This window comes from Candidatus Cloacimonas sp. (genome assembly GCA_039680785.1).
Classification (GTDB): Bacteria; Cloacimonadota; Cloacimonadia; order Cloacimonadales; family Cloacimonadaceae; genus Cloacimonas.
In genome coordinates this window covers 44,491-69,875 of record JBDKSF010000043.1, presented here as the reverse complement: position 1 = coordinate 69,875, position 25,385 = coordinate 44,491, and the positions used below count along the sequence as shown (strand labels likewise).

The 25,385-nt window shown below is 38.5% G+C and carries 18 protein-coding genes and 1 tRNA gene; 10 read left to right on the top strand and 9 right to left on the bottom strand.

Translation table 11 applies throughout. The features are described 5' to 3' along the window. Positions 1 to 4 precede the first annotated feature (4 nt). Positions 5 to 1,378 carry a phosphoglucosamine mutase gene (glmM, locus tag ABFC98_02925; GenBank protein ID MEN6444981.1) on the top strand — a complete coding sequence of 458 codons (1,374 nt, stop codon included), beginning with the start codon at positions 5 to 7 and terminating at the stop codon, positions 1,376 to 1,378. A 550-nt stretch (positions 1,379 to 1,928) separates the two neighbouring features. Here the strand turns inward: glmM and ABFC98_02920 are convergent. The 8 genes from ABFC98_02920 to ABFC98_02885 form a co-directional block, all read right to left on the bottom strand. Continuing rightward, positions 1,929 to 4,082 carry a patatin-like phospholipase family protein gene (locus ABFC98_02920; protein MEN6444980.1) on the bottom strand — a complete coding sequence of 718 codons (2,154 nt, stop codon included), beginning with the start codon at positions 4,080 to 4,082 and terminating at the stop codon, positions 1,929 to 1,931. 15 nt (positions 4,083 to 4,097) lie between these two features. Then, positions 4,098 to 4,628, bottom strand: coding sequence for a hypothetical protein (locus tag ABFC98_02915; protein MEN6444979.1), 531 nt, complete (start codon positions 4,626 to 4,628; stop codon positions 4,098 to 4,100). Positions 4,629 to 4,652: 24 nt separating this feature from the next. Next, positions 4,653 to 6,863, bottom strand: a complete 2,211-nt coding sequence (gene purL, locus ABFC98_02910) for a phosphoribosylformylglycinamidine synthase subunit PurL (GenBank protein MEN6444978.1) — start codon at positions 6,861 to 6,863, stop codon at positions 4,653 to 4,655. Positions 6,864 to 6,868: 5 nt separating this feature from the next. Then, complete coding sequence (locus tag ABFC98_02905; GenBank protein ID MEN6444977.1) at positions 6,869 to 7,975, bottom strand: Sua5/YciO/YrdC/YwlC family protein; 1,107 nt, start codon at positions 7,973 to 7,975, stop codon at positions 6,869 to 6,871. 9 nt (positions 7,976 to 7,984) lie between these two features. Further along, positions 7,985 to 9,082 (bottom strand): peptidoglycan DD-metalloendopeptidase family protein, encoded by a 1,098-nt coding sequence (locus tag ABFC98_02900; protein MEN6444976.1) that lies wholly within the window; start codon positions 9,080 to 9,082, stop codon positions 7,985 to 7,987. 68 nt (positions 9,083 to 9,150) lie between these two features. After that, positions 9,151 to 10,908: an ABC transporter ATP-binding protein gene (locus ABFC98_02895; GenBank protein ID MEN6444975.1), complete on the bottom strand. Its 1,758-nt coding sequence runs from the start codon at positions 10,906 to 10,908 to the stop codon at positions 9,151 to 9,153. Continuing rightward, positions 10,901 to 12,592: an ABC transporter ATP-binding protein gene (locus tag ABFC98_02890; GenBank protein ID MEN6444974.1), complete on the bottom strand. Its 1,692-nt coding sequence runs from the start codon at positions 12,590 to 12,592 to the stop codon at positions 10,901 to 10,903. Before ABFC98_02890 ends, ABFC98_02895 begins: the two co-directional genes overlap by 8 nt. A 116-nt stretch (positions 12,593 to 12,708) precedes the next feature. Further along, a tRNA-Pro gene (locus ABFC98_02885) sits at positions 12,709 to 12,786 on the bottom strand. A 1,306-nt stretch (positions 12,787 to 14,092) separates the two neighbouring features. Here ABFC98_02885 and ABFC98_02880 point away from each other — a divergent pair. Genes ABFC98_02880 through ABFC98_02850 form a run of 7 tightly spaced genes read left to right on the top strand, consistent with a single transcriptional unit; the run spans position 14,093 to position 21,588 of the window. Next, entirely contained in the window at positions 14,093 to 14,698 is a 606-nt protein-coding gene (locus ABFC98_02880; protein MEN6444973.1) for a hypothetical protein, read from the top strand. A gap of 6 nt (positions 14,699 to 14,704) precedes the next feature. After that, positions 14,705 to 15,592, top strand: coding sequence for a DUF2764 family protein (locus tag ABFC98_02875; protein ID MEN6444972.1), 888 nt, complete (start codon positions 14,705 to 14,707; stop codon positions 15,590 to 15,592). A 9-nt stretch (positions 15,593 to 15,601) separates the two neighbouring features. Continuing rightward, positions 15,602 to 17,356 carry a V-type ATP synthase subunit A gene (locus ABFC98_02870; GenBank protein ID MEN6444971.1) on the top strand — a complete coding sequence of 585 codons (1,755 nt, stop codon included), beginning with the start codon at positions 15,602 to 15,604 and terminating at the stop codon, positions 17,354 to 17,356. Continuing rightward, entirely contained in the window at positions 17,356 to 18,678 is a 1,323-nt protein-coding gene (locus ABFC98_02865; GenBank protein ID MEN6444970.1) for a V-type ATP synthase subunit B, read from the top strand. Before ABFC98_02870 ends, ABFC98_02865 begins: the two co-directional genes overlap by 1 nt. Continuing rightward, positions 18,675 to 19,274 (top strand): V-type ATP synthase subunit D, encoded by a 600-nt coding sequence (locus ABFC98_02860; GenBank protein MEN6444969.1) that lies wholly within the window; start codon positions 18,675 to 18,677, stop codon positions 19,272 to 19,274. The genes ABFC98_02865 and ABFC98_02860 overlap by 4 nt, the downstream gene beginning before the upstream one ends. After that, a complete protein-coding gene (locus ABFC98_02855) occupies positions 19,271 to 21,058 on the top strand; it encodes a V-type ATPase 116kDa subunit family protein (GenBank protein ID MEN6444968.1) in 1,788 nt (595 codons plus the stop codon). The genes ABFC98_02860 and ABFC98_02855 overlap by 4 nt, the downstream gene beginning before the upstream one ends. 59 nt (positions 21,059 to 21,117) lie before the next feature. Continuing rightward, entirely contained in the window at positions 21,118 to 21,588 is a 471-nt protein-coding gene (locus ABFC98_02850; GenBank protein ID MEN6444967.1) for a V-type ATP synthase subunit K, read from the top strand. Positions 21,589 to 21,663: 75 nt separating this feature from the next. Here ABFC98_02850 and ABFC98_02845 read toward each other — a convergent pair whose 3' ends face one another. Continuing rightward, on the bottom strand, positions 21,664 to 22,536 hold the full coding sequence (locus ABFC98_02845; protein MEN6444966.1) for a hypothetical protein: 873 nt from the start codon (positions 22,534 to 22,536) through the stop codon (positions 21,664 to 21,666). Between the two features lie 84 nt (positions 22,537 to 22,620). Here ABFC98_02845 and ABFC98_02840 point away from each other — a divergent pair, with 84 nt between their 5' ends. Next, a complete protein-coding gene (locus tag ABFC98_02840) occupies positions 22,621 to 24,021 on the top strand; it encodes an NFACT RNA binding domain-containing protein (protein ID MEN6444965.1) in 1,401 nt (466 codons plus the stop codon). Next, on the top strand, positions 24,018 to 24,773 hold the full coding sequence (recO, locus tag ABFC98_02835) for a DNA repair protein RecO (protein ID MEN6444964.1): 756 nt from the start codon (positions 24,018 to 24,020) through the stop codon (positions 24,771 to 24,773). Before ABFC98_02840 ends, recO begins: the two co-directional genes overlap by 4 nt. Positions 24,774 to 25,385 lie beyond the last annotated feature (612 nt).

Below are 25,385 nucleotides of genomic sequence, written 5' to 3'. Positions count from 1 at the left end.
TATAATGTCTAAATTAATGACAAGTGTTAGTGGAGTAAGGGGTGTCTTTGCAGACACCCTTAATCCTATCATCACCCTAAAATTTGCCGCACATTTTGCCAATCTGCAAAAGAAAAGTTATCCCGCATCCAAACCACTGATAATTGTAGGCAGAGACAGCCGCACCACAGGAAAAGCTATGTTGCACAGCATAATTTCCGCTTTAATAAGTTCGGGCTGTGATGTAACCGATTTGGGAATTGTTTCCACTCCCACCATTCTTTTAAAAGTTCAAGAAACGGATGCCATTGGAGGCATAGCCATAACTGCATCGCATAATCCTCCCCAGTGGAATGCAATGAAATTTGTGGATGCCGATGGAATGTTTTTATCCCCTGAAAAAGCAGTTAATTTTTTATCTTCCGTGGACGACGATATTTTATGGTCAGCGTGGGATAATATCGGAGAGGTAAATTCGGATGAGAACGCCATTAATGAACACATAGCCAAGATACTGGCTATTCCTTATTTACAAGTTCAGCAGATTCAATCTCGCCATTTTAAAGTAGTGATTGATTCCGTCAACGGAGCCGGCGGACTAATTTCTCCCTTGTTACTAAAAGCACTGGGCTGCACCGTTTACGAAATAAACAGCGAACCGACCGGTATTTTTGCTCATCCGGCAGAGCCCTTGAATGAAAATTTACACCAATTGGAAGAAGCAGTTTCGTTCTACAAAGCCGATATCGGTTTTGCCACAGACCCAGATGTAGACCGTCTTTCCGTCGTTTCCGAAAAGGGAAAATGCATAGGAGAAGAATTAAGCGTGGCTTTAGCCGAACTATTCATTATTCCCAAAAGCAAAGGTGACATAGTTGTAAATCTTAGCAGCTCAATGATTTCCGATGATATCGCAGAAAGATTTGGCGTTAATGTTTTCCGCACCCGAATTGGCGAAATAAATGTCGGAAAAAAAATGCAGGCAATTAATTCTCCTGTAGGGGGCGAAGGAAATGGTGGAATTATTTGTCCTGAGGTGCATTATACGCGTGATGCCATTGCTGGAATGGCTTTGATTTTAGGTTTATTGGCGGAAACCAATATGCCCTTATCGGCTCTTGTTGATAGTTTGCCAAAGTATTATTTCGCAAAAGATAAGCTAATTTTAGACGACTTCCAGGTGAACACTTTATTAGCTAAAATCCTTACCCATTATCCAAATTACGAACTGGATACTCAAGACGGCATTAAACTTATTGGAAACAAACATTTTATCCATATTCGCCCTTCGGGAACCGAGCCCATTATCCGCATCTATACCGAAAGTGAATCTACGGAAAAATCCTGGGCATTATGCGAGGAAGCTAAGAATATCATAATCCAAGCGTTTAAAAATTAAAACTGGCATAAAGCAATATAATGATCACCTTTACATACAGATAGGCGGCAAAAAGACAGAATCCTTCGGAAGATAACCACTGAATTAAACCACTACAAGCCACGCCACAATTTTTCTAATGAGCCCAAAATACCTTATGGCAAGCGTCTATTTGAGAGCCAAAAATCAAACTCTGCTGAAATATTGTTTGGGCTAAATGTTTTAGGAAGGGATGTTCAGCCGTAAAAGCATCCTTTTCTCTGCCCTACTCGCTAACGCTATGCAGCACAAATATTTCCGGTATGCTCCCCGTATTCCGATACGGGATGGTTTCGAGATGGATACCAGCTGTATAGGGGTGTGTAGTTAGCGGAAGCAAAGCAAATAAAAAATGCTCTTCAATGCCATCACTACCTTTCTGATTATACCTTTGCCGTCAAAAATTGATAACAAGCAAAGAAAATAAAACTAATGAATTGCCTGGTAAAATCTGCCTTCCATTTTCAGTTCTCACCGTGCATTCGGCTTAACAATGAACTGCATTATCAATCAAAACTGTAAGGAGTGTTTTTCATCGGCGGGAAAAGAAGAAGATATCATAATCGTAGCCAACGCTTAAGAAACTATGCACATCCTTGGCTTTATTCAAAGAAATATACAGTTTTACCGGTAACATACTGTTTTTGTAGCCGATACCCAAATAGCCGCAATATTCCCAATCCGAATTATTTTCCCAGATATCTTTGTCGGAATAGTGCAAACCCTGTATGCCCCCCTCCCAAAAATAGCGTTTTGCCAGCAGAGAAGATAGCCCTAAAGATAAAATTTGGTAGTAAGGCGCGCTAACTTCATAGCGCGAATAGCCCATAAAATTATCAGTTCCTCCGATGATAAAAGGATCGATGGTAGCTTGTTCGGCGGAACTTAAATAACTGCCATACTGCATTGATGAATGAAGAGTTGCAATCTTTTTTAGCGGAACATAAAAATCCGCCTTTCCCTGAAAACAGCTAAAAAGAAAATCACTCACTTCTCTATAACGGGAAAAATTGAATTTGCCGAAAATCCTGGCACCTACAGTAGGAAAAGTATAATCATCCAAACTTTCGTGATAACCCTTTATGCCAAATCCGCTCACCACGGATGTCTTGGGTAACAAAGGAGTTTGAGAAATATCACTGTGGAGATTAGTTTGATTGCTGTAAAGGAAGAATTCCGCAATGGCAAGGTCTTTGGCAAAAACACCCACTCCGGAATTTATTCCCCACTCCGTAGATTTTATGCTATCGGTTTTATGATGATCGCTGTAATTATATATGGTTTTTTCAGTTAGATATGGAAAAAGACGGTAATAAGCGCCCCATTCTTCTCCGAAATTCTTCACATAATCAATATTAAGTTCATTCCTACCTCCCAATTTCACTTCTCCCAAGAGGTTAGAATTTCGTAATAGATAGTTATTTAGAGATAGCACTAAACCTGCCATCAGTTTTTCTTCGCTATTGTAAACTAAGTTTAAGGCAAGATGTTTGCTCTCGTTTTCTTGCACGAATATAAGCAAATTGTATTTATCGTCGTTTCGTTTTTCCAAAACAGGATAAATTGTTTTAAAGACCTGGGAATTCCAGGCATTGATACAGGCATCGACAATTTCTTGGCTATGGTGAATCTTACCGGTTGCCAAACCCAAATATTCTCTCCCTTTGGCAGAGCTAATTGTTTTATTTCCATACAGATATATTTCGGCAACATAAAATTCATTGAGGTCTTTGTTAAAACTATTTACCCTTGTTTCAGCAGGAGATAAAGTGGCTTTAAAAGCTCTGATCTGATCAATCATTTGCCGAGCGGAGGCCTCTCCTGCCGCGATAATTTCCGGTATGTGTTGATAATCGGTGGAGACGAATTCCGTTAAATCGGGCTCAATCAGAAGGTTACAATCATCTAAATGTTCGTTTAAATTGCGCGTTATGCCGATATTAATGGACTGATCTAAAATATCCACGAAGCTGTTAAGATCATCTTCTTTGCGTAAAGTGGAATTTACTTTTATGCCTAAAACCTGGTCGGCTCCCATTTGATGGAGTAAATCAATCGGCATATTTTGGGAGATGCCTCCGTCGATATAAAAATGACCATTCAGTTCAAAGGGTTCAATCAAACTCGGAATGGAAATCGAAGCACGAATTGCCTGCATTAAAGACCCACTGGTAAAAGCAATTCCTTCGCCGGTTACCAGGTCGGTTGCGTTACAGGCGAAAGGAATGGGCAAATCATTAAAATTTTTTAGCTGAGAAGCGGCTGCGGTATATTTAAACAATTCCAGATTGAGATTATTGCCCACAAAGAAAGAAGAGGGAATTTGCGGAACCCATTTTTCATTCAATTCAAAAACAGCATTACCATAAGGAGACCACCTTTTTTGTCCGATATAAAGGTCTTTACGCTTTTGGACATCTCCGGTGAGTTCATCCCAATTTATCTGTGAACATATATCTTCCAGTTCTTGAGCGGAATAACCCATCGCATAAAGAGCTCCGATAACGGCTCCAATGCTCGTTCCAGCTATAAAATCAGGATGAATTCCTTCCTCTTCTAAGACCTTTAACACTCCAATGTGGGCAAAACCTCTTGCCCCACCACCGCTTAAGGCATAGCCAAGTTTTTCGGCTGTTAAAATGTTTACCAGAACGAACAATAAAAGCAGAAGAGTGGATTTTTTCACGATAGTGATTTTAGTTTAGAAAGTTCCTTTTTGGGATGCATTTTGGTTATTCTGCGGGTCTGGAGTTTTGGCATATTTATATTCCAAGCGTCCAAAAACTACTGTTGATTCTATCTCAACCGGATCACCCTGCACATTAGGCATTTTCGGAGGCAAAATAGTTGACCCAAAAACGGAAGTAGGGTTTATATTGATGGCAACGCTATCGGGCAAAATTACCGTTCCTGACCCAAAGACAACATCAATCTCGATATTTTTGGCATTATCTTTCAGCGCACTAAGGTCAATAATTCCGGAAGAAAAGACGATGCTGTAGTCATTTCTAAAACTGCTATAATTGATGGAATTCTCTTGGGCATAGTGTTTTGGTTTATTATATTTGTGGGTTTTAATGCCTAAAAGCAGCTTGATGCCAAACATTATGATTATAATGGCAAGAAAAACTCTCACTAAAGGCAGATGGATATTAAATGCCTTTAAAAAAACGGACAGTCCTAACAGAATGAAAAGTAGCCCCCAAAAAAAATTGCTAAACACAAAGTTCATTTTCATTTCCTTATTCCTTATAGTTTATATTTTTAAACCCTGTTTCCAGGCAGCATAAAAAGCAGCTGTGCTTTCTGAAATATGTTTATTGACAATAAAATCGGCGTTATCGGAAACATAACCCAATTCATTATATTCAATATCAGACAAATTTGCTGCTTCCCTAATAATTTTACAATTCTCTGGATCGGCACTGATTAAAATTCTACTTCCCGCTTCCCCAAAATAAATATTAGCCGGATTATCGGAAAAGTCAAAAGAAATTCTTACCCCAAATAATCTGTCGGGTGCAAAACAACATTCTAAAACAGCTATTAACAAACCCCCTTCGGATATATCATGGGCGCTGTTAACTAATTTCCGATCAATAAGTTCCAAAATCAAATCCTGAAGGCGTTTTTCTGTTTCCAAATTAACTGTCGGTGGTTTTCCAGCTATCTTATGATGCTGTAATTTCAAATATTCACTACCCCCAAAATCTGCCTTCCAAGAGCCCAAAAGGATAATTTTATCGTTAGGATGTTTAAAATATTGTGTTGTTGCTTTGCTAAAATCTGTCATCAACCCTAACATACCAATGACTGGCGTTGGATAAATTGCGCCTTCCGGATTTTCATTGTAAAAAGAGACATTTCCTCCCGTAACTGGAGTTCCTAAAGCTTTACAGGCATCACTCATTCCGCGAATGGCTTCCCGAAAACAATAATAGACCTCAGGATTATAAGGATTGCCAAAATTGAGACAATTGGTGATGGCAATGGGCTTAGCTCCACTGCAGGCAACATTTCTTGCCGCTTCTGCAACTGCATAAATTGCTCCTTCGTAAGGATCTAAAAAACAATAACTGCCGTTACAATCGGTGGAAAGCCCAATTGCCAAATCGGTATCTGGAATTCTGACAACTGCCGCGTCCGAACCTGGTTCTACAACTGTTCCAATTTGAACCATATAATCATACTGATGATATATTTGCTGCCGACTGCAAAGATTGGGAGAAGAAATAAGCTTATGAAGCACTGCTGAGTAATTATCCGGTTCGGGTAAATCTACTGCATTAAAATTTTGCAAATCATCAAGATATTTGGGGCGGACATATTCCCTTTGATATACAGGAGCCAAACCCCCTAAAATAAGTGTTTCGGCGGGAATTTCAGCAACCATATCCTGCCCGTAAAAAACCCTAAGCATCTTGTCCGCAGTAACTTTGCCAATTTTTACGGCATCCAAATCCCATTTAGTAAAAATGGATTGAAGGCGTTTTAGATTTTCTGGTTTAGCAATCACCAACATTCTTTCTTGCGATTCCGAAAGCATAATTTCGTAGGGAGTCATATTCGTTTCCCTCTGTGGAACAAGTGAAACATCAATTTCAATGCCGACATTACCTTTCCCAGCCATTTCTGAACTGGAACAAGTTAAGCCCGCGGCTCCCATATCTTGAATAGCAACAATAAGTCCTGCGTCAATTGCTTCCAAAGTTGCTTCCAGCAATAATTTTTCCAGAAAGGGATCTCCTACTTGGACAGCGGTTCTTTTTTCTTCTGATTTTTCGCTTAAATTAACTGAGGCAAAAGTAGCTCCATGAATGCCATCGCGTCCTGTTTTAGCCCCTACGATTAAAACTGCATTTCCAATTCCGGAAGCCGCTGAACGCGCTATTTTATTGTGTTGAACAACTCCCACGGCCATTGCATTCACTAAAGGATTGCCCTCATAACTATCTTCAAAATATACTTCGCCCCCAACGGTGGGAACTCCAAAACAATTTCCATAATCAGCTATGCCGCTAACTACTTCTTTCAGTAAATGTTGCACTTTAGGATTTGCGGGATTGCCAAAACGCAAGGAATCCAAAGCTGCAATAGGCCTTGCTCCCATTGTGAAAATATCTCTTAAAATACCCCCTACGCCAGTTGCGGCACCATGATAAGGTTCCAAAGCGGAAGGATGATTATGACTTTCTATTTTAAAAGAAATTGCCAAGCCCTGTCCAATATCAACCAAACCAGCATTTTCTTCTCCTGCTTTGGCTAAAATGAAAGAACCCTCTTTGGGAAGAGTTTTCAGCAATAAAGCAGAATTTTTATAGCTGGCATGTTCACTCCACATTACACTGAAAATACCCAGCTCAACCAAAGTTGGTTCCCTATTAAGTATGGATTTTATCCTTTCATACTCTTCCGGACTGAGATTATGCTCAGCCACCATTGCATTTGTGATTTCATCGATTTTCATAGCATTTAACTTTTTATATCCAATTTATTATTTTTTAGTAAGCCGATTAAGCGTTGCAGGCGATCTTCAATAATTTCGCAGGTCTTTTTATAGCAATCCAAATTACTGCCAAAAGGATCATCAATATCACCTTTCTCACCCACTATCTCATTTAAGGTCATAATTCTCTGCTGGCAATTAGGATAAGTATTGCGCAGGATGTCTCTTTGCTTTTCTTCCATCGTCAAAATTAACCAGCTGGAAGATATCAATTGAGGCGTAACTTGTTGGGAAATATGCTCTTGAGCATCAATAACACCTTTTTCCAAAAGTAGCTGTAAAGCATTTAACGAAATCATCTGCCCACCTGAAAGCAATCCACAGGAATCGGTCGCTACAGCCAAATTATTTTCCCTGCTCATTTTCCGAAACAGATATTCAGCCATAGGCGAGCGACAAATATTAGCCGTGCAAACAAACATAACTAACGGCAATTTAAATGCTTGCTTTATTTCATAAAAAGGAATTGAGCCCTCCCGCAGACACTTAATTTCCTCATTGGTTCCACTTTCGGCAGAACTGATAAATTCCACAATGGTAGATGGCTCTGAAGAACTTTTTATCTCCCTGCCGGAAGGCAACAAGGCAAAATCGAACCAGGACTTATAGTTACGCATAATTCTATCGTAATTTTCTTCCGGCATCAAGCCCGAAACATTTACGCTGCTGCTAATTAACGGTTCATCCAATAAAGAAATGAAAGCACGCAAAGCAGGATCGGAAGGAACCCTGAAAGCAACTTTACCTTTAAATGCTATCCTTTCAAATTCTGAAACAGCATAGTTAAACACCAAGGTTAAATTTCCAGGCCAGTATTGATGCATCAGTGGTTTCAGCGCAACAGGAATTTGGTCTTGCTCCAAAAAGCTGATATCCGGAAGCAAAGCGATAAAACCCTGTTTTCCAGAGCGTTGTTTTAATGCTTCAATTTTATTTATCGCTTCCATTGAAGATAGCCGACAGCCAATTCCCCACATTGAACCAGTCCAATGTAAAATGGTTGAATTTTGCAAAGGATTTGTTTCCAAAAATTTTTCCAGTTTGCGTAAACCGGGGTTTTTCAAAATTTGCATAATACCTCCTTACTCCAAATATGGCATAGGATTTATGGCTTTCCCATCTTTGCGCAGTTCAAAATGCAAGGATGGTTCACTTGCAGAACCGGTCATTCCACTTTTGGCAATTGTTTGTCCCTTTTTCACTTTTGCCCCTCGGCTTACCAATAATTCACTATTATAAGCATAGAGCGTGAAAAAGCCATTTTTATGATCTATTATGATCAATTTTCCCTGCCCACCGTAACGATCGGCAAAAATAACTTCTCCATCATCTGCGGCAACAACTTTTGTCCCTTCTTTGGCGGCAATTTCAATTCCATTGCTAACAACGCTGGTCCCGTAACTTCTGGTTTCTTCTCCATAATTTCTGATTATTTTGCCTCTGAGGGGCCAGGAGATTTTTTTACCGGTAAATTGATAGCTGGAGGGTTCTTTACCCTGTTGTTTCATCAATTGGGCAATTAGTCCTTCCAGTTGAGCGCTGTCTTTCTTCAATTTTTCAATTTGGGCTTGCAGTGCCGTTTGTTCTTTGGTAAGTTTTTGGCTTTGAGTGGAAAGATTTTTAATCTTTTTTTCATAGCTTGTTTTCTTATAGCTTTCTTCTTTTACTCCGTGAGAGAGTTTGGTAGCTTCTCTGCGATGCAAATCTTGAATTTGGGCAAGGGTAATTTTATAGCCGGACAGGATATCGATTTTTTGCTTTGTGTTTTGCACAAAATCCTTTAGCAGACGCTGATCGCGGTGGTTTATTTGTAAACTTTTGTAGGATCTGTCCACTCTTATAAGCAAGTCCAATTCCGCATTTTGTTCTCTCTGCAAATCGCCGATGCGCATATCCGTGGATTCAATTCTTTGCAAAACCGATTTAAGTGAGTCCTGCACAATCCTTTCATTTATTCGTAATTTATTCAAATTCGCTTCAGTTATTTGTTTCAAGGAAGAAGTGCGTTTTATTTCACTTTCGGTTTGTTTTTTTTTGCTTTGGGTTTGTTGCACTTTCTGCTGAGTTTTTTCCAGTTGACTTTGCATATCTCGCAATTGACGCATTTTGTCATCCAGCTCATCAGCATAACTTAGTGCAAATAAAGTGCATAGCAAAATCAGCAAAAAACCGCGTCGCATTTTTTACTCCCTTCAGAATCTCTTTATCAACATTTTTAGATTGTGCCGAGATGTCAATGCTATTTTTCTTACGCCTTTTTCAAATGTTCACGCAAGAAATCGTGATATTCTTTATTATTGAACACCAGATAATCGTGAGTGCCTTTGTGAGCAAAGCCCTCAGAATCTATAAAAAGAACGGTATCCACATAACGCAAAGTGGAAAGTCGATGAGAAATAACGATGGCAGCTATATTAGGATAGTTTTCTTCAATCGCTTGCCACAATTTTTCTTCGTTTTCAGCATCGAGGGAAGCGGTTATATCATCCAAAATAAGCAGCTGTGGTTTTTTTACCAAAGCCCGGGCAATAGTTAGCCGCTGTTTTTGCCCTCCGGAAACGCTAAGACCTTTATTGCCAACAAATGTATTGTCTCTTTCAGGAAAAGAAGCAATTTCATCTTCCAGCTGAGAGGTCTTTACGGCAATTTGATAATCACCTTCCGTTGCTTTTTCCACGGCAAAAAGAATATTATCTTTAATGGATCCACCAAAAAGCAAGGGCTCTTGAGGAACATAAGCAACTATATTACGCAGGGACTTGATATTAATTTCGTTCAGTGATTTCCCGTTTATTTTTATGGTGCCGCTGTCACATTTTAAGAGGCCTAATAACAGATTGGCAATAGTGGTTTTACCACTTCCGGTAGCGCCTAAAATTAACATTCTTTCGCCTTTGCCAAGTTCAAAACTAACATTTTGCAGCACCGGATTTTGCTTATCAGGATAACGAAAAGAAACATTCTCAAAGGATAACAAACTGAATTCGTTAACTTGATGTTGTCCTTTCAATTCCTCGTTAAAAGTAGGATAACTTTTCATTTCTTCCAAGCGGTCTATATTTACGAATGCCTGTTTACCGGAAAGGAAAAGTTGAGGCAAATCAATCAGCGGATATATCATCATTGAAAGATAAGTATAGAACAAGAAAAAAGTTCCCACCGTGATTTCTCCCTTCACGGCAAGGTAACCGCCAAAAAGAATAACGCCAATCTGGGCAAAATAGTCAATGTATTGCCAAATAAGAGAAAGAATGGCATTGAGCTTAACCATACTCATTTCCGTTTTAAATCTTTTGGCAAGGGCAATATCAAAAAAGCGGTTATATTTTTCTTCACTGACAAAGCTCTTCACGATCCGAATTCCGGAAAAACTCATTTCCAGCTGATTATTGATGGCAGAAATGGCTTGTTGATTGCGATTGTAATTTGTATATACCTTATCTGCGGTAAAATAAAAAACCAGCATCATTAAAGGCAAAGGAGCTATGGAAAGTAAAGTAAGCTTAGTATTAATAGAAAACATCACAATCAGCGCAAACACAATCATACTGAAAGAATTAAACGCGCGGAAAATGCCTGAACACAAAAACCAGCTTACTCTTGGATAATCGGAAAGGTCATCCGTTAAGCGAGTTACGATATCTCCAGTTCTAAATTTCTGAAAGAAGTTATAGTCCTTGTTCAGTATATGCTTAAAATACATAATGCGCAGAGAATGTTCAAAGCGCATATTCACCCATCCCCGGATTCCAGGATATAGGCCTGTGATCAATTGAGCCAAACCAATGGCAAATAAGAGCTTGATTATTTTATATATCTCTTGCATCGGCTCAGGATATTTTTCGGGAAAGTGCAATATATCTTTCAGCAGATCCAGCATTTCTTTAAACACATAAGGAAAGGCAATGGAAACAATGGAGGTTAAAAGGGTAAGGACTATCATAATTAGCACAAACCATTTTTGCGCTTTATATTGTTCCAAAATCCATTTAATGTGTTTATTCATCCTGCACCTTGAGCATTTGCAGTTCCACCAATTTTTGGTATTCGGGGGAGGTCTTCAGTAATTCTGCGTGTTTACCTCTGGCGGCAATTTTGCCATCGCTAAAGTATAAAATTTCATCTGCGTCCAAGACAGAAGTTAATCTGTGAGCAACAACGAGAGCTGTTTTTCCAGCAAGCAAATTTTGCATTGAATGTTGAATTTTGGCTTCAGTTTGAGGATCAATGGAAGCGGTGGCTTCATCCATAATAATTATTTCCGCTTCAAAAGCCAAAGCACGGGCAAAGCTAATCAGCTGTTTTTCACCCTGGGAAATGTTTTGTCCGCGTTCTGCCAGTTCTGTATTTATTCCTTCCGGTAATTTTTGGATGAATTCGTCCATTTGCACAATGGAAATTGCCTTTTGCACTTTTTCTTCTTCAATTTGGTCATTGTAAACCCGCACATTTTCCAAAATACTACCCGGGAATAAATATACATCCTGCAAAATAAGCCCGATTTTTCTTCTCCATTCCCGAAAATCCATATCACTTAAAGGAACGCCATCAATTAAAATTCTACCTTTTCCTACCGGATAAAATCCGCACAATAAACTCACGGTAGTGGTTTTTCCACTTCCGGAAGGACCTACCAGGGCAATTTTTTTACCTTTGGGAATAGTGAACGAAACATCTTTCAATATCCATTCATCCTCTTTATAGGCAAACCACACATTTTCGAACCGTATTTCCTGTTCAAAAACAGGCATTAAAGTTCCACTATAATTATCATCTTCGGTTGGCAGCTCCGTAAGTTCCAAAATCCTTTTTAAAGAAGCAAAAGAACGCTGAATTTGCATTACATTTTCTGAGATTTGCATAAGAGGCCAGACAAGTTGATAGATGTATTGAATAAAAACAATTAGAATTCCTACAGTTAAAGTTCCGGCGATAATTTTTGGTGCAGACACCAAAATAACGATAATGATGAAAATTACATTTACAATAAAACTGAAAACGCTTTGAGAACTGTATTCAATCAGCTGGGTGTGAACTTCAATCTTTTTCTTTTCCAGAGATGCCTTTTCCACATCTTTTAATGCCTTTTTTTCCTGATTTAATGCTTGCAGCATTTGGATTCCCTGAACATAATCAGTTATTTTAGCACTAATTACAGCATAGCGTTCTCGGATTAAACGGAAAAATTTATTCAAGTATTTAAACAGAAACCAATAACCAACTGCACAAAGTATTATGGCTGGTAAAATATAAATGGTAATTTGCCATTGCAGAAAGAAAAGCACTACAAAACCGCCAATGAAAAACAACACATTGCCAATAATAGTGATAGACAGGTCTGAAAAGAGAACTTTAACTCTTTCACTGTCACTTTCCACCCGGGCAATAAGTTCGCCCACCGGTTGTTTATTAAACCAGGCAACGGGCAACTTCAATAGATGTTTGAAGACATTACCCTTGAATTTGGTAATGATTTTTATACCTAAACGCGAGAGCAATAAGACCTGTAAATAGGATAATATGCCCGATAGAATTATTACGACAATGAAATATAAGCCATAACGAAACATCTGTGCCATATTTTTATCGGGTATGCTGCGGTCTATGATTCTTGCCAAAATAAGGGGATTAAGCAACCGTAAGCCGGAAGTTATCAGCATGGCAAAAAGTCCAAATAATAGCAGCCCCATATCCTTTTTTACAAATGGATAGAGAAGCTTTAGATAATATGTGAATGACTGCTTGCTTTCGGACACTTTTTACACCTTTTCATACTGACATTAATTATGTGATTTATAACAAAAACTGGTCGGGATGAGAGGATTTGAACCTCCGACTTCTCGGTCCCGAACCGAGCGCGCTAACCGGTCTGCGCTACATCCCGATTTATTTTCTGAACTAAATTTTAGGATATAGGTTTCTGTCAAGCAAGAACTTTTCCCGCAGATTATGCTAAACTAATTTTCACTCTGCATTTACTGGATTGCATTTTCAGGTCTGCTCCACCATCCATTTTTGCATAATGGCGTATCACATTGTCACATAGTTGGTTCCGTAATATTTCTCTAACACTTCCCTAACACATAGTTAATGCCATTACAGTAGTGTAAGAGAATTGTTACTGTGATGTTACTGTAAGTGGGGAGGGGGCTTGGGGTGGAGGGGTTGAGGGGTCGAGGGGTCGAGAGGTCTTGAAGTCGAGGGGTCTTGAAGTCGAGAGGTCTTGAGGTCGAGGGGTCTTGAGGTCGAGAGGTCTTGAAGTCGAGAGGTGGAGAGGTGGAAAAGTGGAAAAGTGGAAAGGTGAAAAAGTGGAAAAGTGAAAAGGTGAAACACAGGATGAAAATATCGTTGCAATTTATTGTAATAGATGGATTTATAATAATATTATAATGAAGATATTGTGCAAGAATGAAAAGATATGTAAAAAAGTCAGTTAGGTAGTGTAAAAGTGGAAAGGTGGAAAGGTGGAATGGTGGAAGGGTGGAAGGGTGGAAGGGTGGAAAAGTGAAAAGGTGGAAAGGTGTAGTCGGAGGACGCTGTTCCTCCGCAAAAAAAGTGAAAAAGTGAAAAAGTGGAAAGGTGAAAAAGTGGAAAAGTGAAAAGGTGGAAAGGTGAAACACAGGGTGAAAATATCGTTGCAATTTGTTGTAATAGATGAGATTATAATAATATTATAATGAAGATACTGTGCAAGAATGAAAAGATATGTAAAAAAGCCAGTTAGGTAGTGAAATTAGATAGTAGAATAAAAATTGTCCTTTTCGGTGCACTCGGTTTTTTCGGTGTCTTCGGTGGCTAAAAAAATCTTGTATAACAAACTTACTTATTGGAACCATAAATATTTTCGGTGCACTCGGTTTTCTCAGTTTCCTCAGTGTTTTCAGTGTTCTCAGTGTTTTCAGTGGTAAAAATAACTGTATAACAAACTTACTTATTGGAGTCATATATATTTTCGGTGCACTCGGTTTTCTCAGTGTCCTCAGTGTTTTCAGTGTTCTCAGTGTTTTCAGTGGTAAAAATAACTGTATCACAAATTTATGTATTATGCGTATATATATTTTCGGTGCTCTCGTTTTTTTCGGTGTCTTCGGTGGCTAAAAACCCCTTTAATTTCCTGTTCACAATTTTTAATTGACAAAATAAAGCAATAGTTTAGTTGGAGACAAAAGTGATTTTACTGGAGATGAATTATGAGCGACCAGTTACAAGATTTACTCAAACGCGTTTATGATGAAGGTGTTTCCAAAGCAAATGCCGAAGCAGAAAAAATAATTTCCGCTGCCAATGAGCAAGCAGAAAAGACAATTGCCCAGGCAAAAATGGAAGCGGAAAAAATTATACAGGATGCGGAAAAGAAAACCAACGACCTCAAAAAGAATACTGATTCCGATTTAAATATGGCGTATAATCACACTTTAAGCGCCCTCAAACAAAAAATAACCGATTTGGTTCTTTCCGAAGCATTAAATGCTAAAGTATCCGAGACCTTCAACGATGCTGAATTTGTTAAAAAGATTATCCTTGAGGCAATTACTGCTTGGAAGGAAAACAATGCTTCTGGAATTATAACTATCAGTGAAAAGATGAAACCCCTTTTGGATGATTTTTATCTGAAATCACTTAAAGACATATTAGATGGCAAATTACAGATTAATTTCTCCCCAACGATGAAACAAGGATTTGTTATCGCTCCCGAAGATAAGACCTATCAAATTATGTTTGATGGAGAGGATTTTGCCAATCTCTTTAAGAATTACTTACGCCCTCGCACTAAGGAAATACTTTTTGGCAAATAGGAAATTATGAAACAGGACTACTATTCTTTTGTTTGTGGTTTGCCCAACTTAAATATAGAAGATACAAAATTACCCTGGTTACCAGAAGAATTTTTAGCTGAGGCACACGCACAAGTGAGTGAAAAAGATTATCACTTATTGGAAATTCTGCATCTGCCAATGGATTTGGATAACCTCTTGCGAATGGTGTATAAAACTAATAAAGAACGCAATATGGAAGGTCTCTATTCGGATGATTTTTGGGAAGAATATTTGGTCTTCTTGCGCGGAGCCATAGAAAATCCAGAATTAAAAACACCTCTTGAATTTAAAATACTGCCTGATTTCATCAAAATAACCATCATCCAGGTTTTAAAACAGGAAGAAAAACAGCCCTATTCGCAAACCGAACTGGAACTCTTAAATAAGTTCTATAGTTGGGCTGCTAATGGAACAAACGACTTTATCAAAAACTGGTATGCTTTCGATGCGCATATCAGAAATATTTTAACCGCTATAAACGGTCATAAATTCAATTTGCCTTATGCTCAATATCTCGTAGGTGAAGATGAAATTGTGGATAAACTTAGTAAAAGCCATACCGCGGATTTTGGCTTGGGCAAAGAAGATGATCTGTATAATGCCTTAATTCGCATTTATGAACAAAACAATATCCTCTACAGAGAAAGGGGCTATGATATATTGCGCTGGCGTTGGATTGATGATTATAACTTCTTCAATTACTTTAATATAGACCGCATTTTAGGTTATTATTGTCAGCTGCGGATTCTGGCCCGCTGGATAAAATCCTCTCCGGAACTCGGAAAAGAGGTTTTTCATTCTATCTTGAGCGATCTGAACAACAGTTTCAGCTTTCCTGAGGACTTTAATATTAAAAGCACGCAAAGAAAATAGAAGGTAAATATGACAACAGGTATAGTTAAAGGAATAATTTCCAACCTGGTGCAGGTGGAAGTTTCAGGTCCTGTTTCCCAAAACGAAATCTGCTATATCAATCTTGGCAAAGAAAAATTGATGGCGGAAGTTATCAAAGTAGTTGGAAACATAGCCAATACCCAGGTTTTTGAAAGTACTCGTGGTTTAAAACCAGGTGACACGGTAGAATTTACTAACCATATGTTGGAAGTGAAACTCGGTCCGGGTATGCTTTCCAAAAATTTAGACGGTCTGCAGGGTGACCTTAATAAAAGAAAAGGCGTATATTTAACGCGCGGAGAATATACTGATCCCTTGGATGAAGATTCAATTTGGAAATTTACTCCTCTTGCCAAAACCGGAGATATAGTAAGCGCTGGTGACTGGCTTGGATCGGTTCCCGAAAGTTGGGTAACTCATAAAATTATGGTTCCTTTTGTGCTGAAAGATGAATACACGGTAAAAAGCGTTGTCCCTGAAGGTGAATATAAAATAAATGATACCATTGCCGTTTTGACAGATAAAGAGGGCAACGATATTGATATAACTATGATTCAAAAGTGGCCTGTAAAAATCCCCATTCTTGCTTATGTGGAAAAACCGCGTCCATTTAAACTTTTGGAAACAGGCGTGCGCACAATGGATACTTTGAATCCTATGGTGGAAGGTGGAACAGGTTTTATCCCGGGTCCTTTTGGAGCAGGAAAAACAGTGTTGGAACATTCCATTTCCAAAAATGCCGATGCGGATATGATTATTATGGCTGCTTGCGGAGAAAGAGCAAATGAAGTGGTGGAACTATTTGTGGAATTTCCGGAACTTGATGATCCTCGCACCGGTAGAAAATTGATGGAAAGAACAATCATTGTTTGCAATACTTCCAATATGCCTGTCGCAGCGCGTGAAGCATCTGTTTATACAGCTATGACGATTGCGGAATATTATAGAAATATGGGGCTGAAGGTTTTACTTTTGGCTGATTCCACTTCTCGTTGGGCTCAGGCATTAAGGGAAATGAGTAATAGAATGGAAGAATTGCCAGGACCCGATGCTTTACCAATGGACCTTCCAGCCATTATTTCCAGTTTTTATGCGCGGGCTGGATTCGTTTACTTAAAAAGCGGTGCAACTGGCTCCATAACTTTTATTGGAACTGTTTCTCCCGCAGGTGGAAACTTGAAAGAGCCGGTTACGGAATCCACAAAAAAATCCGCACGCTGTTTTTATGCACTTTCTCAAGCCCGGGCAGATAGCAAACGCTATCCTGCAGTCGATCCGATTGATTCTTACAGTAAATATCTGGAATATCCGGAAGTAATAGAGTATTTGAATAAAAATGTAAATCCGCATTGGGTGAAAGATGTAAATAAAACCAAAGATATTCTTTTGCGCGGAAAAGAGGCACAGGAACAAATTAATATTTTAGGTGACGATGGCGTTCCTCTTACCTACCATGACAGATATTGGAAAAGTGAACTTGTGGACAGAATTATTTTACAACAGGACGGCTTTGATAAAGTAGATCAATCCACTCCTATGAAAAGACAGCAATATATGTTGGAACTGATCTTGGGTATTTGCAACGCGGATTTTGTCTTTGAAAGTTACGAAGAAGTTATGCCTTACTATACACAATTAATCAATATCTGCAAGCAGATGAACTATACGGAATTTCAGGCGCTGGAATTTAATAACTACGAAACGGAATTGCGTAAAATTGTTGATGAAAGGAGAGCTAAGTAATGGAAACTCAAGCATTTCAAAAAATATATACGAAACTGAATCAAATAACCAAAGCAACTTGTTCGGTTCAAGCTACAGGTGTTGGTTATGATGAATTGGCAACTGTTTCAGGCCGCCTGGCTCAAGTAGTTAAAATTATCGGTGACAATGTAACATTGCAAATTTTTGCCGGAACGGAAGGCATTGGAACTGATGCCGAAGTTATCTTTTTCGGAAAAGCACCCACCCTAAAAGTTAGTGATGAATTAGGTGGTAGATTTTTCAATGCTTATGGTGAGCCAATCGATGGCGGACCTGAAATTGAAGGCGAAGAAGTTGAAATTGGCGGTCCTTCCGTTAATCCTGTGCGTCGTAAACAACCCTCGGAATTGATTGCTACAGGAATTGCCGGAATTGATCTGAACAATACTTTGGTTACTGGACAAAAAATACCTTTCTTTGCCGATCCCGATCAGCCCTATAATGAAGTGATGGCTATGGTGGCTTTGCGCGCTCAAAGTGATAAGATAATTTTAGGTGGAATGGGCCTTTCCAATGATGACTATCTGCTATATAAAAATACCTTCGAAAATGCTGGCGTGATAGATAGAATCGTCTCTTTCGTGAATACTACGGAAGACCCAACGGTGGAAAGATTGCTGGTTCCTAATATGGCACTTACGGCTGCGGAATATTTCGCTTTGGAAAAACACGAAAAGGTCTTGGTGCTTTTAACTGATATGACTCTTTACTGTGATGCCTTAAGTATCGTTTCCAACCGGATGGATCAAATTCCTTCCAAGGATAGTATGCCCGGTTCGCTTTATAGTGATTTGGCAAAACTCTATGAAAAGGCAGTCCAATTTCCGGATGGTGGTTCCATAACCATTATTGCGGTTACGACTCTTTCGGGTGGAGACATTACCCATGCCATTCCTGATAATACTGGCTACATAACGGAAGGACAGCTTTTCCTGAAACGCGATACAGATATCGGTAAAGTTATTGTTGATCCTTTTCGTTCCCTCTCGCGTTTGAAACAATTGGTCATCGGCAAAAAAACGAGAGCGGATCATCCTCAGGTTATGAATACAGCAGTGCGTCTTTATGCCGACGCCGCCAATGCCAAAACAAAGCTGGAAAATGGTTTTGACCTCTCCGATTATGATATCCGCGTGCTTGATTTTGCCAAAGAATATGCAGATAAAATTCTGGCTGTTGATGTTAACATTAGTACCGATGAAATGCTGGATAGAACCTGGACTCTTTTCCAGAAATATTTCACCCGGGCTGAGATCGGAATCAAAGATGAATTTATGAATTTATACTGGAAGAAGGGATGAACCTGAAATTTCAATACAATAAAACTGCTCAGTTACAGCTGATAAAACAGCTCTCCGTTCGCCAAAGAGCTTTGCCAACTTTGAAAAACAAAGAAAGTGCTTTACGCCTGGAAGTTAAAAAAGCACGCGATCAGGCACTTACTTTAGATCAAAAAGTGAAAGAACGCACTGCGGAACTGGATGCTTTTATGAAACTGTTTACCGAATTTGATCCAGATATTGTGAAAATTAAGAATGTGGAAATAAAAACCCGTAAAATTGCAGGCGTAAAAACCCCTCTATTGGAAAACATTGAATTTGAAATAGCGGATTATAATCTTTTTAAAGCTCCTGCTTGGTATCCGGAAGGGATTGCTTTATTAAAAGAAATCTGCCAACTGCAAATTGAAAGGGACTTCTTTATCCGCAAAATGCACATTTTGGAGCAGGTGCGTAAAAAGACCACGCAAAAAGTGAATCTATATGAAAAAGTTCAAGTTCCTGCCTTCGAAGACGCCATTCTAAAAATAAAACGCTATCTGGAAGATGAAGAAAATCTATCCAAGGCATCTCAAAAAATACTCAAATCCCGTTTTGAGCAGGAGAGTAATGTATGATAGAAAAGATGCGTAAATATACCTTTGTTCTCTATCATCAAGATTACGAGAACTTCTTGGCAGAATTACAAAAATTGGGAGTGGTGCATATTATTCGCAGTTGCGATGAAAAAACCGAATCCCAAACCAAAAACCTGGAATTGATGAAAGAATATGGTGAATGCGTTAAATTTCTGACCAAGCTTAAATCCACTGCTCCCAAACAAGCAAGCCCTTTACCAACTAAAGCGTTGTTAAATAAGATAAATGAAGCACGCGCAGAAAAAGAAAAACTGCTACATACCATTGATCAGGTTAAAAAACAAATTCGGGATTTAAGTCCTTGGGGACATTTTGATTACGATTTGGTTCGCAAGCTGAAAGAGTCAGGATTAACCATTCGTTTTCACACCTGCTTGAAAAATCATTTTAAACCAGAATGGCAGGAAAAATATCCTCTTTCGATCATAAATGAAGTAGGCGGTATTTTATATTTTGTCGTTATTACCGATGATGGAGATCCCTGTTTGGAATCGGACACTTTTTCCTTCCATCAACATACTTTGCAAGAATTTGAGAATAAGCTTGTGGAATTGGAAAATCAACAGAAAGATATTGATGATTATCTCTATTCCATAGCTCCCACCGCCATAGAAATGTTTAATGAAGAATTGAAACGCCTTAGCCGTGAATATGAATTTGAAGATGCTCTCCAGCAGGGTAAATTCGAAGCGGAAAACACAATTCGTCTATTAAGTGGTTGGATTCCCATTAGTTTGGAACAGGGTTTAAAGGACTTTCTGGATAAAAACAACATTATTTATGTTTCCGAGGAAGCCAAAGCAGAAGAAAATCCCCCCATAAAGCTAAGAAATAATTGGTTTGCTCGTCTTTTTGAGCCCATCAGCAAAATGTATATGTTACCCTATTACAATGAGTTTGATTTAACTCCTTTTTTTGCTCCTTTTTTTGCTTTGTTTTTCGGATTTTGCAATGCCGACATTGGCTATGGCATAGCTATTATCATTTTGGCTGTCATCTTAAAATGGAAGATGAAAAACAAAGGTATGAAAGACATTATGACTCTGTTAATCATCTTTGGAACTGCTTCCATAATAATGGGTTGGGTGATGGGTAGCGCTTTGGCTTATGATCTGAAAACGATTCCTGCCATAAAGGATAAGATTTTTATTAAAGATAACAATCAGATCTTTAATTACGCCTTGCTTTTAGGAGCCATTCAGATTCTTTTCGGAATTGCCATCTCAGCCATAAAAACAATACGCAACAACGGATTCAAATTCGGGCTTACTACTATTGGTACCTGGTTGTTACTGTTTGGTTTAACAGTTCTTGGGTCTTCCCTTTTAGGAACCGACATCAGTAAGGTTCAACCCTATCTTAAATATCCTATTTATCTCGGTTTGGCAATGATTTTGCTGTTTAATAGCCCGGGTAAAAACATAATCTTAAACATTCTCAATGGTTTTTGGCTGCTTTACCAAATTATTACCGGTTACTTTGGAGATATTTTATCTTACATCCGACTTTTTGCGTTAAGCGTATCCAGTGCCATTTTGGGTTTTGTGATGAATTCCATAGGCAGTCAAATTGCCCACGGAATTCCAGTTGTAGGTCCCATTATTTTTGTGCTGTTTATGCTTTTTGGCCACACTTTAAATATTGCCTTGGGAGGCCTTAGCGGTTTTGTTCATCCTTTACGACTCACTTTCGTAGAGTTTTATAAAAATGCCGCTTTTGCAGGTCCCGGGCTGGAATATAAACCCTTTGGAAAAAAGGAATAACAAGGGAGGTTAAAATGCCTGATTCCTTACACACAGTAGTCCAACCAATTGTTACCACTATGGCGAGCCAAAATTTAGCATATTTTTTGGCTTGGATCGGACTTTTCCTGATGGTAGCTCTTTCCGGAGTCGGAAGTGCCTGGGGAACTGTTATCGGTGGTCGTGCAACAGTTGGTGCAATGAAAAAAAGGGATGATATTTTTCCCAGCTGTATGATCCTTTCCGCTTTGCCAGGAACCCAGGGTCTTTATGGTTTCGGTTCATTCTTCATCCTGAAAGCTTATATTACTCCTCAAATTAATCTGCTTCAGGCCTGTGCCATTTTAGCGGCAGGTTTGATTGGAGGAACCGTGGAACTTATTTCTGCGTATCATCAATCCAGAATTGTAGCCACAGGTATTGAAAGTATTGGTTCGGGACATGATGTATTTGCCAAAACCCTTATTTTGGGTGTGTTTCCTGAGCTTTATGCCATTATTGCTTTTGCTGCCTGTTTCTTGATTGGTGGAGTAATTCCAACTTTGGCTTAAACACAAAATTGCAAAACAAAAAGGTGAGGTTTATCATTAACCTCACCTTTTTTGTATAGTTCAAATTTACAATCGTTACATTAGTTCAATCACCACGAATTTCTGCTTGCGGAAACTGCTGGCATCAAGGATAGTAAGCACATTCTGGTCTTCCATTTTTTCTACTTTATAGGAAGTGGCAGGATGCGTAGTAAGAATTGAATACCCTTTTTTAGTGATAGGGAAAGTTATTTGCTGTGTTTCTAACAGGTTCATAGAGGTAAATTGGTCAACGGGAATATTGGATTTTACCGTAGAGACCTTTCCGATTCCCAAAAGCCCACCTTTTCTATCCATAATTCCTTTTGCCATCAAGTCCTTACGAGTGCCAAAGACATAATAAATGGTATTTGCTTCAATGCTCTGCTGATTCAGTTCTTGATCTTTTTCATTTATCGTCATTTCGCGTTTTTGAATTTCTTCAGCACTAATTCTGCGTTCGGTTTCCAAGGTTTCGCTTAAGGCACCTAAACGCTGTTGCAGTTCATTCATAATCTTTTCTTTTTCGCCAATGCTTGCTTTCAGTTTATTTACAATTTCCTGAACGCCTTTCAATTGGCTTTTGGATGTGGCAAGTTGTTTTTCCAAAGCAGCAATTTTTTGTTTATCTGCTTCAATTTGGTCTCGCATGTTAGCAATGGATGAAATTATTTTGGATTTGCGTTCTTCCGGAGTAGTTCCGGGAATTTCTTTTTGGGTAAATAGCTGCCCCGAGAGGTCTTTTTCCAACGATTCCAAGCTGGACTGGATATCTCCAATCGTGGAAGTGGAGGTCTCATACAGTTTTTTTAATTCGTCATTGGTTTGGATCAGTTCTTTTGTTTTGCCGTTGGAATTTATCCAAAGGACGGCAAAAACAATTGTCAGAATAGCGAGAATTGCCACGATAATCGCTGTTGTAGCTTTCATGCTTGACTCCTATATCGTTTTATTATCTTTGGCATCTAAAAAATAAATGGTTTTTTTGTCAAGCCAAAAGGAAAAGCAGGCAAAGTGAAATATTCTTATCTTAAAGAATGGACGCAAGATATGGCGGATTATCAGTCCGGAATTGAAAACATAATTCTGTTTCCGGAGCTGTTAATGCTGCAGACAAAAGATAAAAATGCCTTATTTATTGTGCTCAGCAAACGCGATGCTTTTATGTTTCGAAAGGATAATTTTCCGATGCCTCAAGGCGGAAAACTATTTTGGCAAATCATTGTTAACAGCCAACTTACACATATATCTTTGGTTGAGAATGACCGCATTATATATCTTAAATTGCATTATAAAGATATTTATCAACAGAATAAAATCTACTATATTATTGCAGAATTGATGCCACCTCAGCCCAATGCCATTTTAGTGGATGCAGATATGAAAATTATCGATGCGGTCTATAAATATGGCTATTCTGATAATCCGCAGCGGCAAATTCTGCCCGGTCTTATCTACACACCACCCAAAACATCTTTTCAGCCCATTTTGGAAGCGGTAAAAATTCCCTTTCCGGACGGAAGTTCCACTTGTAATGATTATTTCAGCAATCTCTACTATGGTAAATTTAAACAAGAAGAAGAGGCAGAAAATCGTCATAAATTGCACTCCGCTTTACAAAAAGAACTACAAAAGACCCTAAAAAAGCAAAAAATGCTGCAAAAAGATTTGGAAAATGCCGAAAAAGCTGATTTTTGGCTTGCCTGTGCAGAAGGGCTAAAACCCAATCTCCATAATATTAAATCCGGTATGCAAAGCTTTAAGACAATCAATTACCTTGATCCTAATTTGCAGGAGATAGAAATTCCTTTGCTGCCCAATAAAAATCCGCAGGAGAATTTGCATCTTTATTTGAAAAAGTATCATAAGGCAAAAAACGGTTTGAAAATCATCCGAGAAAACTTAGCCAAAATAGACACCGAAATAGCTAAAATACAAGAACTTATCGTTAAAGCAGATAAAGGCGAACTACCAGAAACCATAATTTTAACCTCGCATCAGCGGAAAAACCTGGTTCCGGAAACTATCTTTGCCGATAAATTACTCAAATTTACGATAGCTGACGAATTTCAAATTATTGTTGGACGCCGTGCCAAAGAAAATGATTATATAACTACCAAACTGGCAAGACCTTATGACTATTGGTTTCACAGCCGCATCTATCACGGAGCGCATATTTTACTGAAATGTTTAAAAAAAACCGAGCCCAGTCCACAATTGATTGAACTTTGCTGCAATTTAGCCGCTTGGTATTCCAAAGCCAAGTTTTCTGCCAATGTTCCAGTGGATTACACTCAAATACGCTATGTGCGAAAACCACATAAAAGCCCCCCCGGCTTCGTTACTTACACGAATTTTAAAAGCGTTTATGCCAAGCCAATGAGCTTGAGAGAAATTAAGGATATCCTTTCTTGAAGAACAAATTACGCGCAATTCTTGTCAAGCAAAGCAAGTATAGCGAAAGCAGTTTAATCCTGCAATTTTTCAGCCGCGAATTTGGACATATCGGAGTTCTCGCCAAAGGCATACTGAAAAATAACGAAAAACAACAATTACTCCCTCTTTGTGAATATGAGCTTATTGCCTACGAACCGAAAGAACAAGGTTTATGGCTATTTAGCGAGGCATTTCTAATACGGGATTTTTCCGTTTATGCCAATTCTGCAACTTGGACGGCTGCGGAAACCTGTCTGGAATTAGTAAGCCAACTTATTATATCTCAAGAAGATATAGCCACAATTTATGATCTTACCATTTCCTGCCTCACATATTTGCAAAAAGTGAATAATAATGCAATTTTAATTTTTTGGCGGTTTTTAAACAGAATTACCATCCTAAGTGGCATCGGAAATCCTTTAAGTTATTGTTGTTTATGCAAAAAGCCCCTCTCCGTTCCCATCGCCTATCTCAAAACAAAAGGTGGACTGGTTTGTGAGAAATGTTTGCCAGAAATCAATCCAGATAACGCATTAATGATTCTTTCACCCCCGGCAAGAAATATCTTAACTTTATTGCCTGAAATAGCTAATCACCTGGAAGATATAAAAATAAATAGGGCAGTTGTCAACGAAATCAACACCGTTTTTGAACTCTATTGGCAGGCACATCATAAACAGGCATTGCATCTAAAAGGACTATCCGTTTTAGCTCAATTTTACAATGCTTGATTTTTTGCGGATGCGATTTCCCTTATTTGCGCTAAGATATTTACTTACAGCAAGATAGAAAAAAAGGGGTTTTAGGGAAGATAACAAGGATTTCACTGCCAGAATCCCACCTCCGAAAAAACAAAATAAAGCAGAAAAGAGCCAAACAAGATAGCGTATCCATATTAAATAATAAGAGGTTAGATATATTTATCGCCCATTTTGGCAAGCTACTACACCCTACTTTGCTAATTTATTGAAACTTGCTGCTTTGCGTTATATTCCAGTAACACTTCTCTTACACTACTCTTATCTCGTTAGAGAAGTGTTACGGAAATGTTACTGTATCGTTAATGGATGAACTAAGTGAACTGTCTGTAGCTTAACTTTACCAGAATTATTAAGTTTAGAAATTAGATAACGAACTTCCTGCTGTCTCTTATATAACATCCTCTGCACCCTTTAGTCAACTATCATTTTAAAAATTATTTTTTATCCATTTATAAGATTCCACTTTACACAAAGAATGATAGTGAAAGTTTCATTCCAAAACTGAACTTAAATTTAGCTGTCATATCTAATAAAACAAATTCGTAGATTTTGTTAAATCCCTGCTTTATGCTTTTTCACATT

What these genes read in the sequence shown, in the direction of transcription:
- glmM (MEN6444981.1), top strand. Translation starts at nt 5, where the DNA reads ATGTCTAAATTAATGACAAGTGTTAGTGGAGTAAGGGGTGTCTTTGCA.
- ABFC98_02915 (MEN6444979.1), bottom strand. Translation starts at nt 4,628, where the DNA reads ATGAACTTTGTGTTTAGCAATTTTTTTTGGGGGCTACTTTTCATTCTG.
- purL (MEN6444978.1), bottom strand. Translation starts at nt 6,863, where the DNA reads ATGAAAATCGATGAAATCACAAATGCAATGGTGGCTGAGCATAATCTC.
- ABFC98_02905 (MEN6444977.1), bottom strand. Translation starts at nt 7,975, where the DNA reads ATGCAAATTTTGAAAAACCCCGGTTTACGCAAACTGGAAAAATTTTTG.
- ABFC98_02900 (MEN6444976.1), bottom strand. Translation starts at nt 9,082, where the DNA reads ATGCGACGCGGTTTTTTGCTGATTTTGCTATGCACTTTATTTGCACTA.
- ABFC98_02895 (MEN6444975.1), bottom strand. Translation starts at nt 10,908, where the DNA reads ATGAATAAACACATTAAATGGATTTTGGAACAATATAAAGCGCAAAAA.
- ABFC98_02890 (MEN6444974.1), bottom strand. Translation starts at nt 12,592, where the DNA reads ATGGGGCTGCTATTATTTGGACTTTTTGCCATGCTGATAACTTCCGGC.
- ABFC98_02880 (MEN6444973.1), top strand. Translation starts at nt 14,093, where the DNA reads ATGAGCGACCAGTTACAAGATTTACTCAAACGCGTTTATGATGAAGGT.
- ABFC98_02875 (MEN6444972.1), top strand. Translation starts at nt 14,705, where the DNA reads ATGAAACAGGACTACTATTCTTTTGTTTGTGGTTTGCCCAACTTAAAT.
- ABFC98_02870 (MEN6444971.1), top strand. Translation starts at nt 15,602, where the DNA reads ATGACAACAGGTATAGTTAAAGGAATAATTTCCAACCTGGTGCAGGTG.
- ABFC98_02865 (MEN6444970.1), top strand. Translation starts at nt 17,356, where the DNA reads ATGGAAACTCAAGCATTTCAAAAAATATATACGAAACTGAATCAAATA.
- ABFC98_02860 (MEN6444969.1), top strand. Translation starts at nt 18,675, where the DNA reads ATGAACCTGAAATTTCAATACAATAAAACTGCTCAGTTACAGCTGATA.
- ABFC98_02855 (MEN6444968.1), top strand. Translation starts at nt 19,271, where the DNA reads ATGATAGAAAAGATGCGTAAATATACCTTTGTTCTCTATCATCAAGAT.
- ABFC98_02850 (MEN6444967.1), top strand. Translation starts at nt 21,118, where the DNA reads ATGGCGAGCCAAAATTTAGCATATTTTTTGGCTTGGATCGGACTTTTC.
- ABFC98_02845 (MEN6444966.1), bottom strand. Translation starts at nt 22,536, where the DNA reads ATGAAAGCTACAACAGCGATTATCGTGGCAATTCTCGCTATTCTGACA.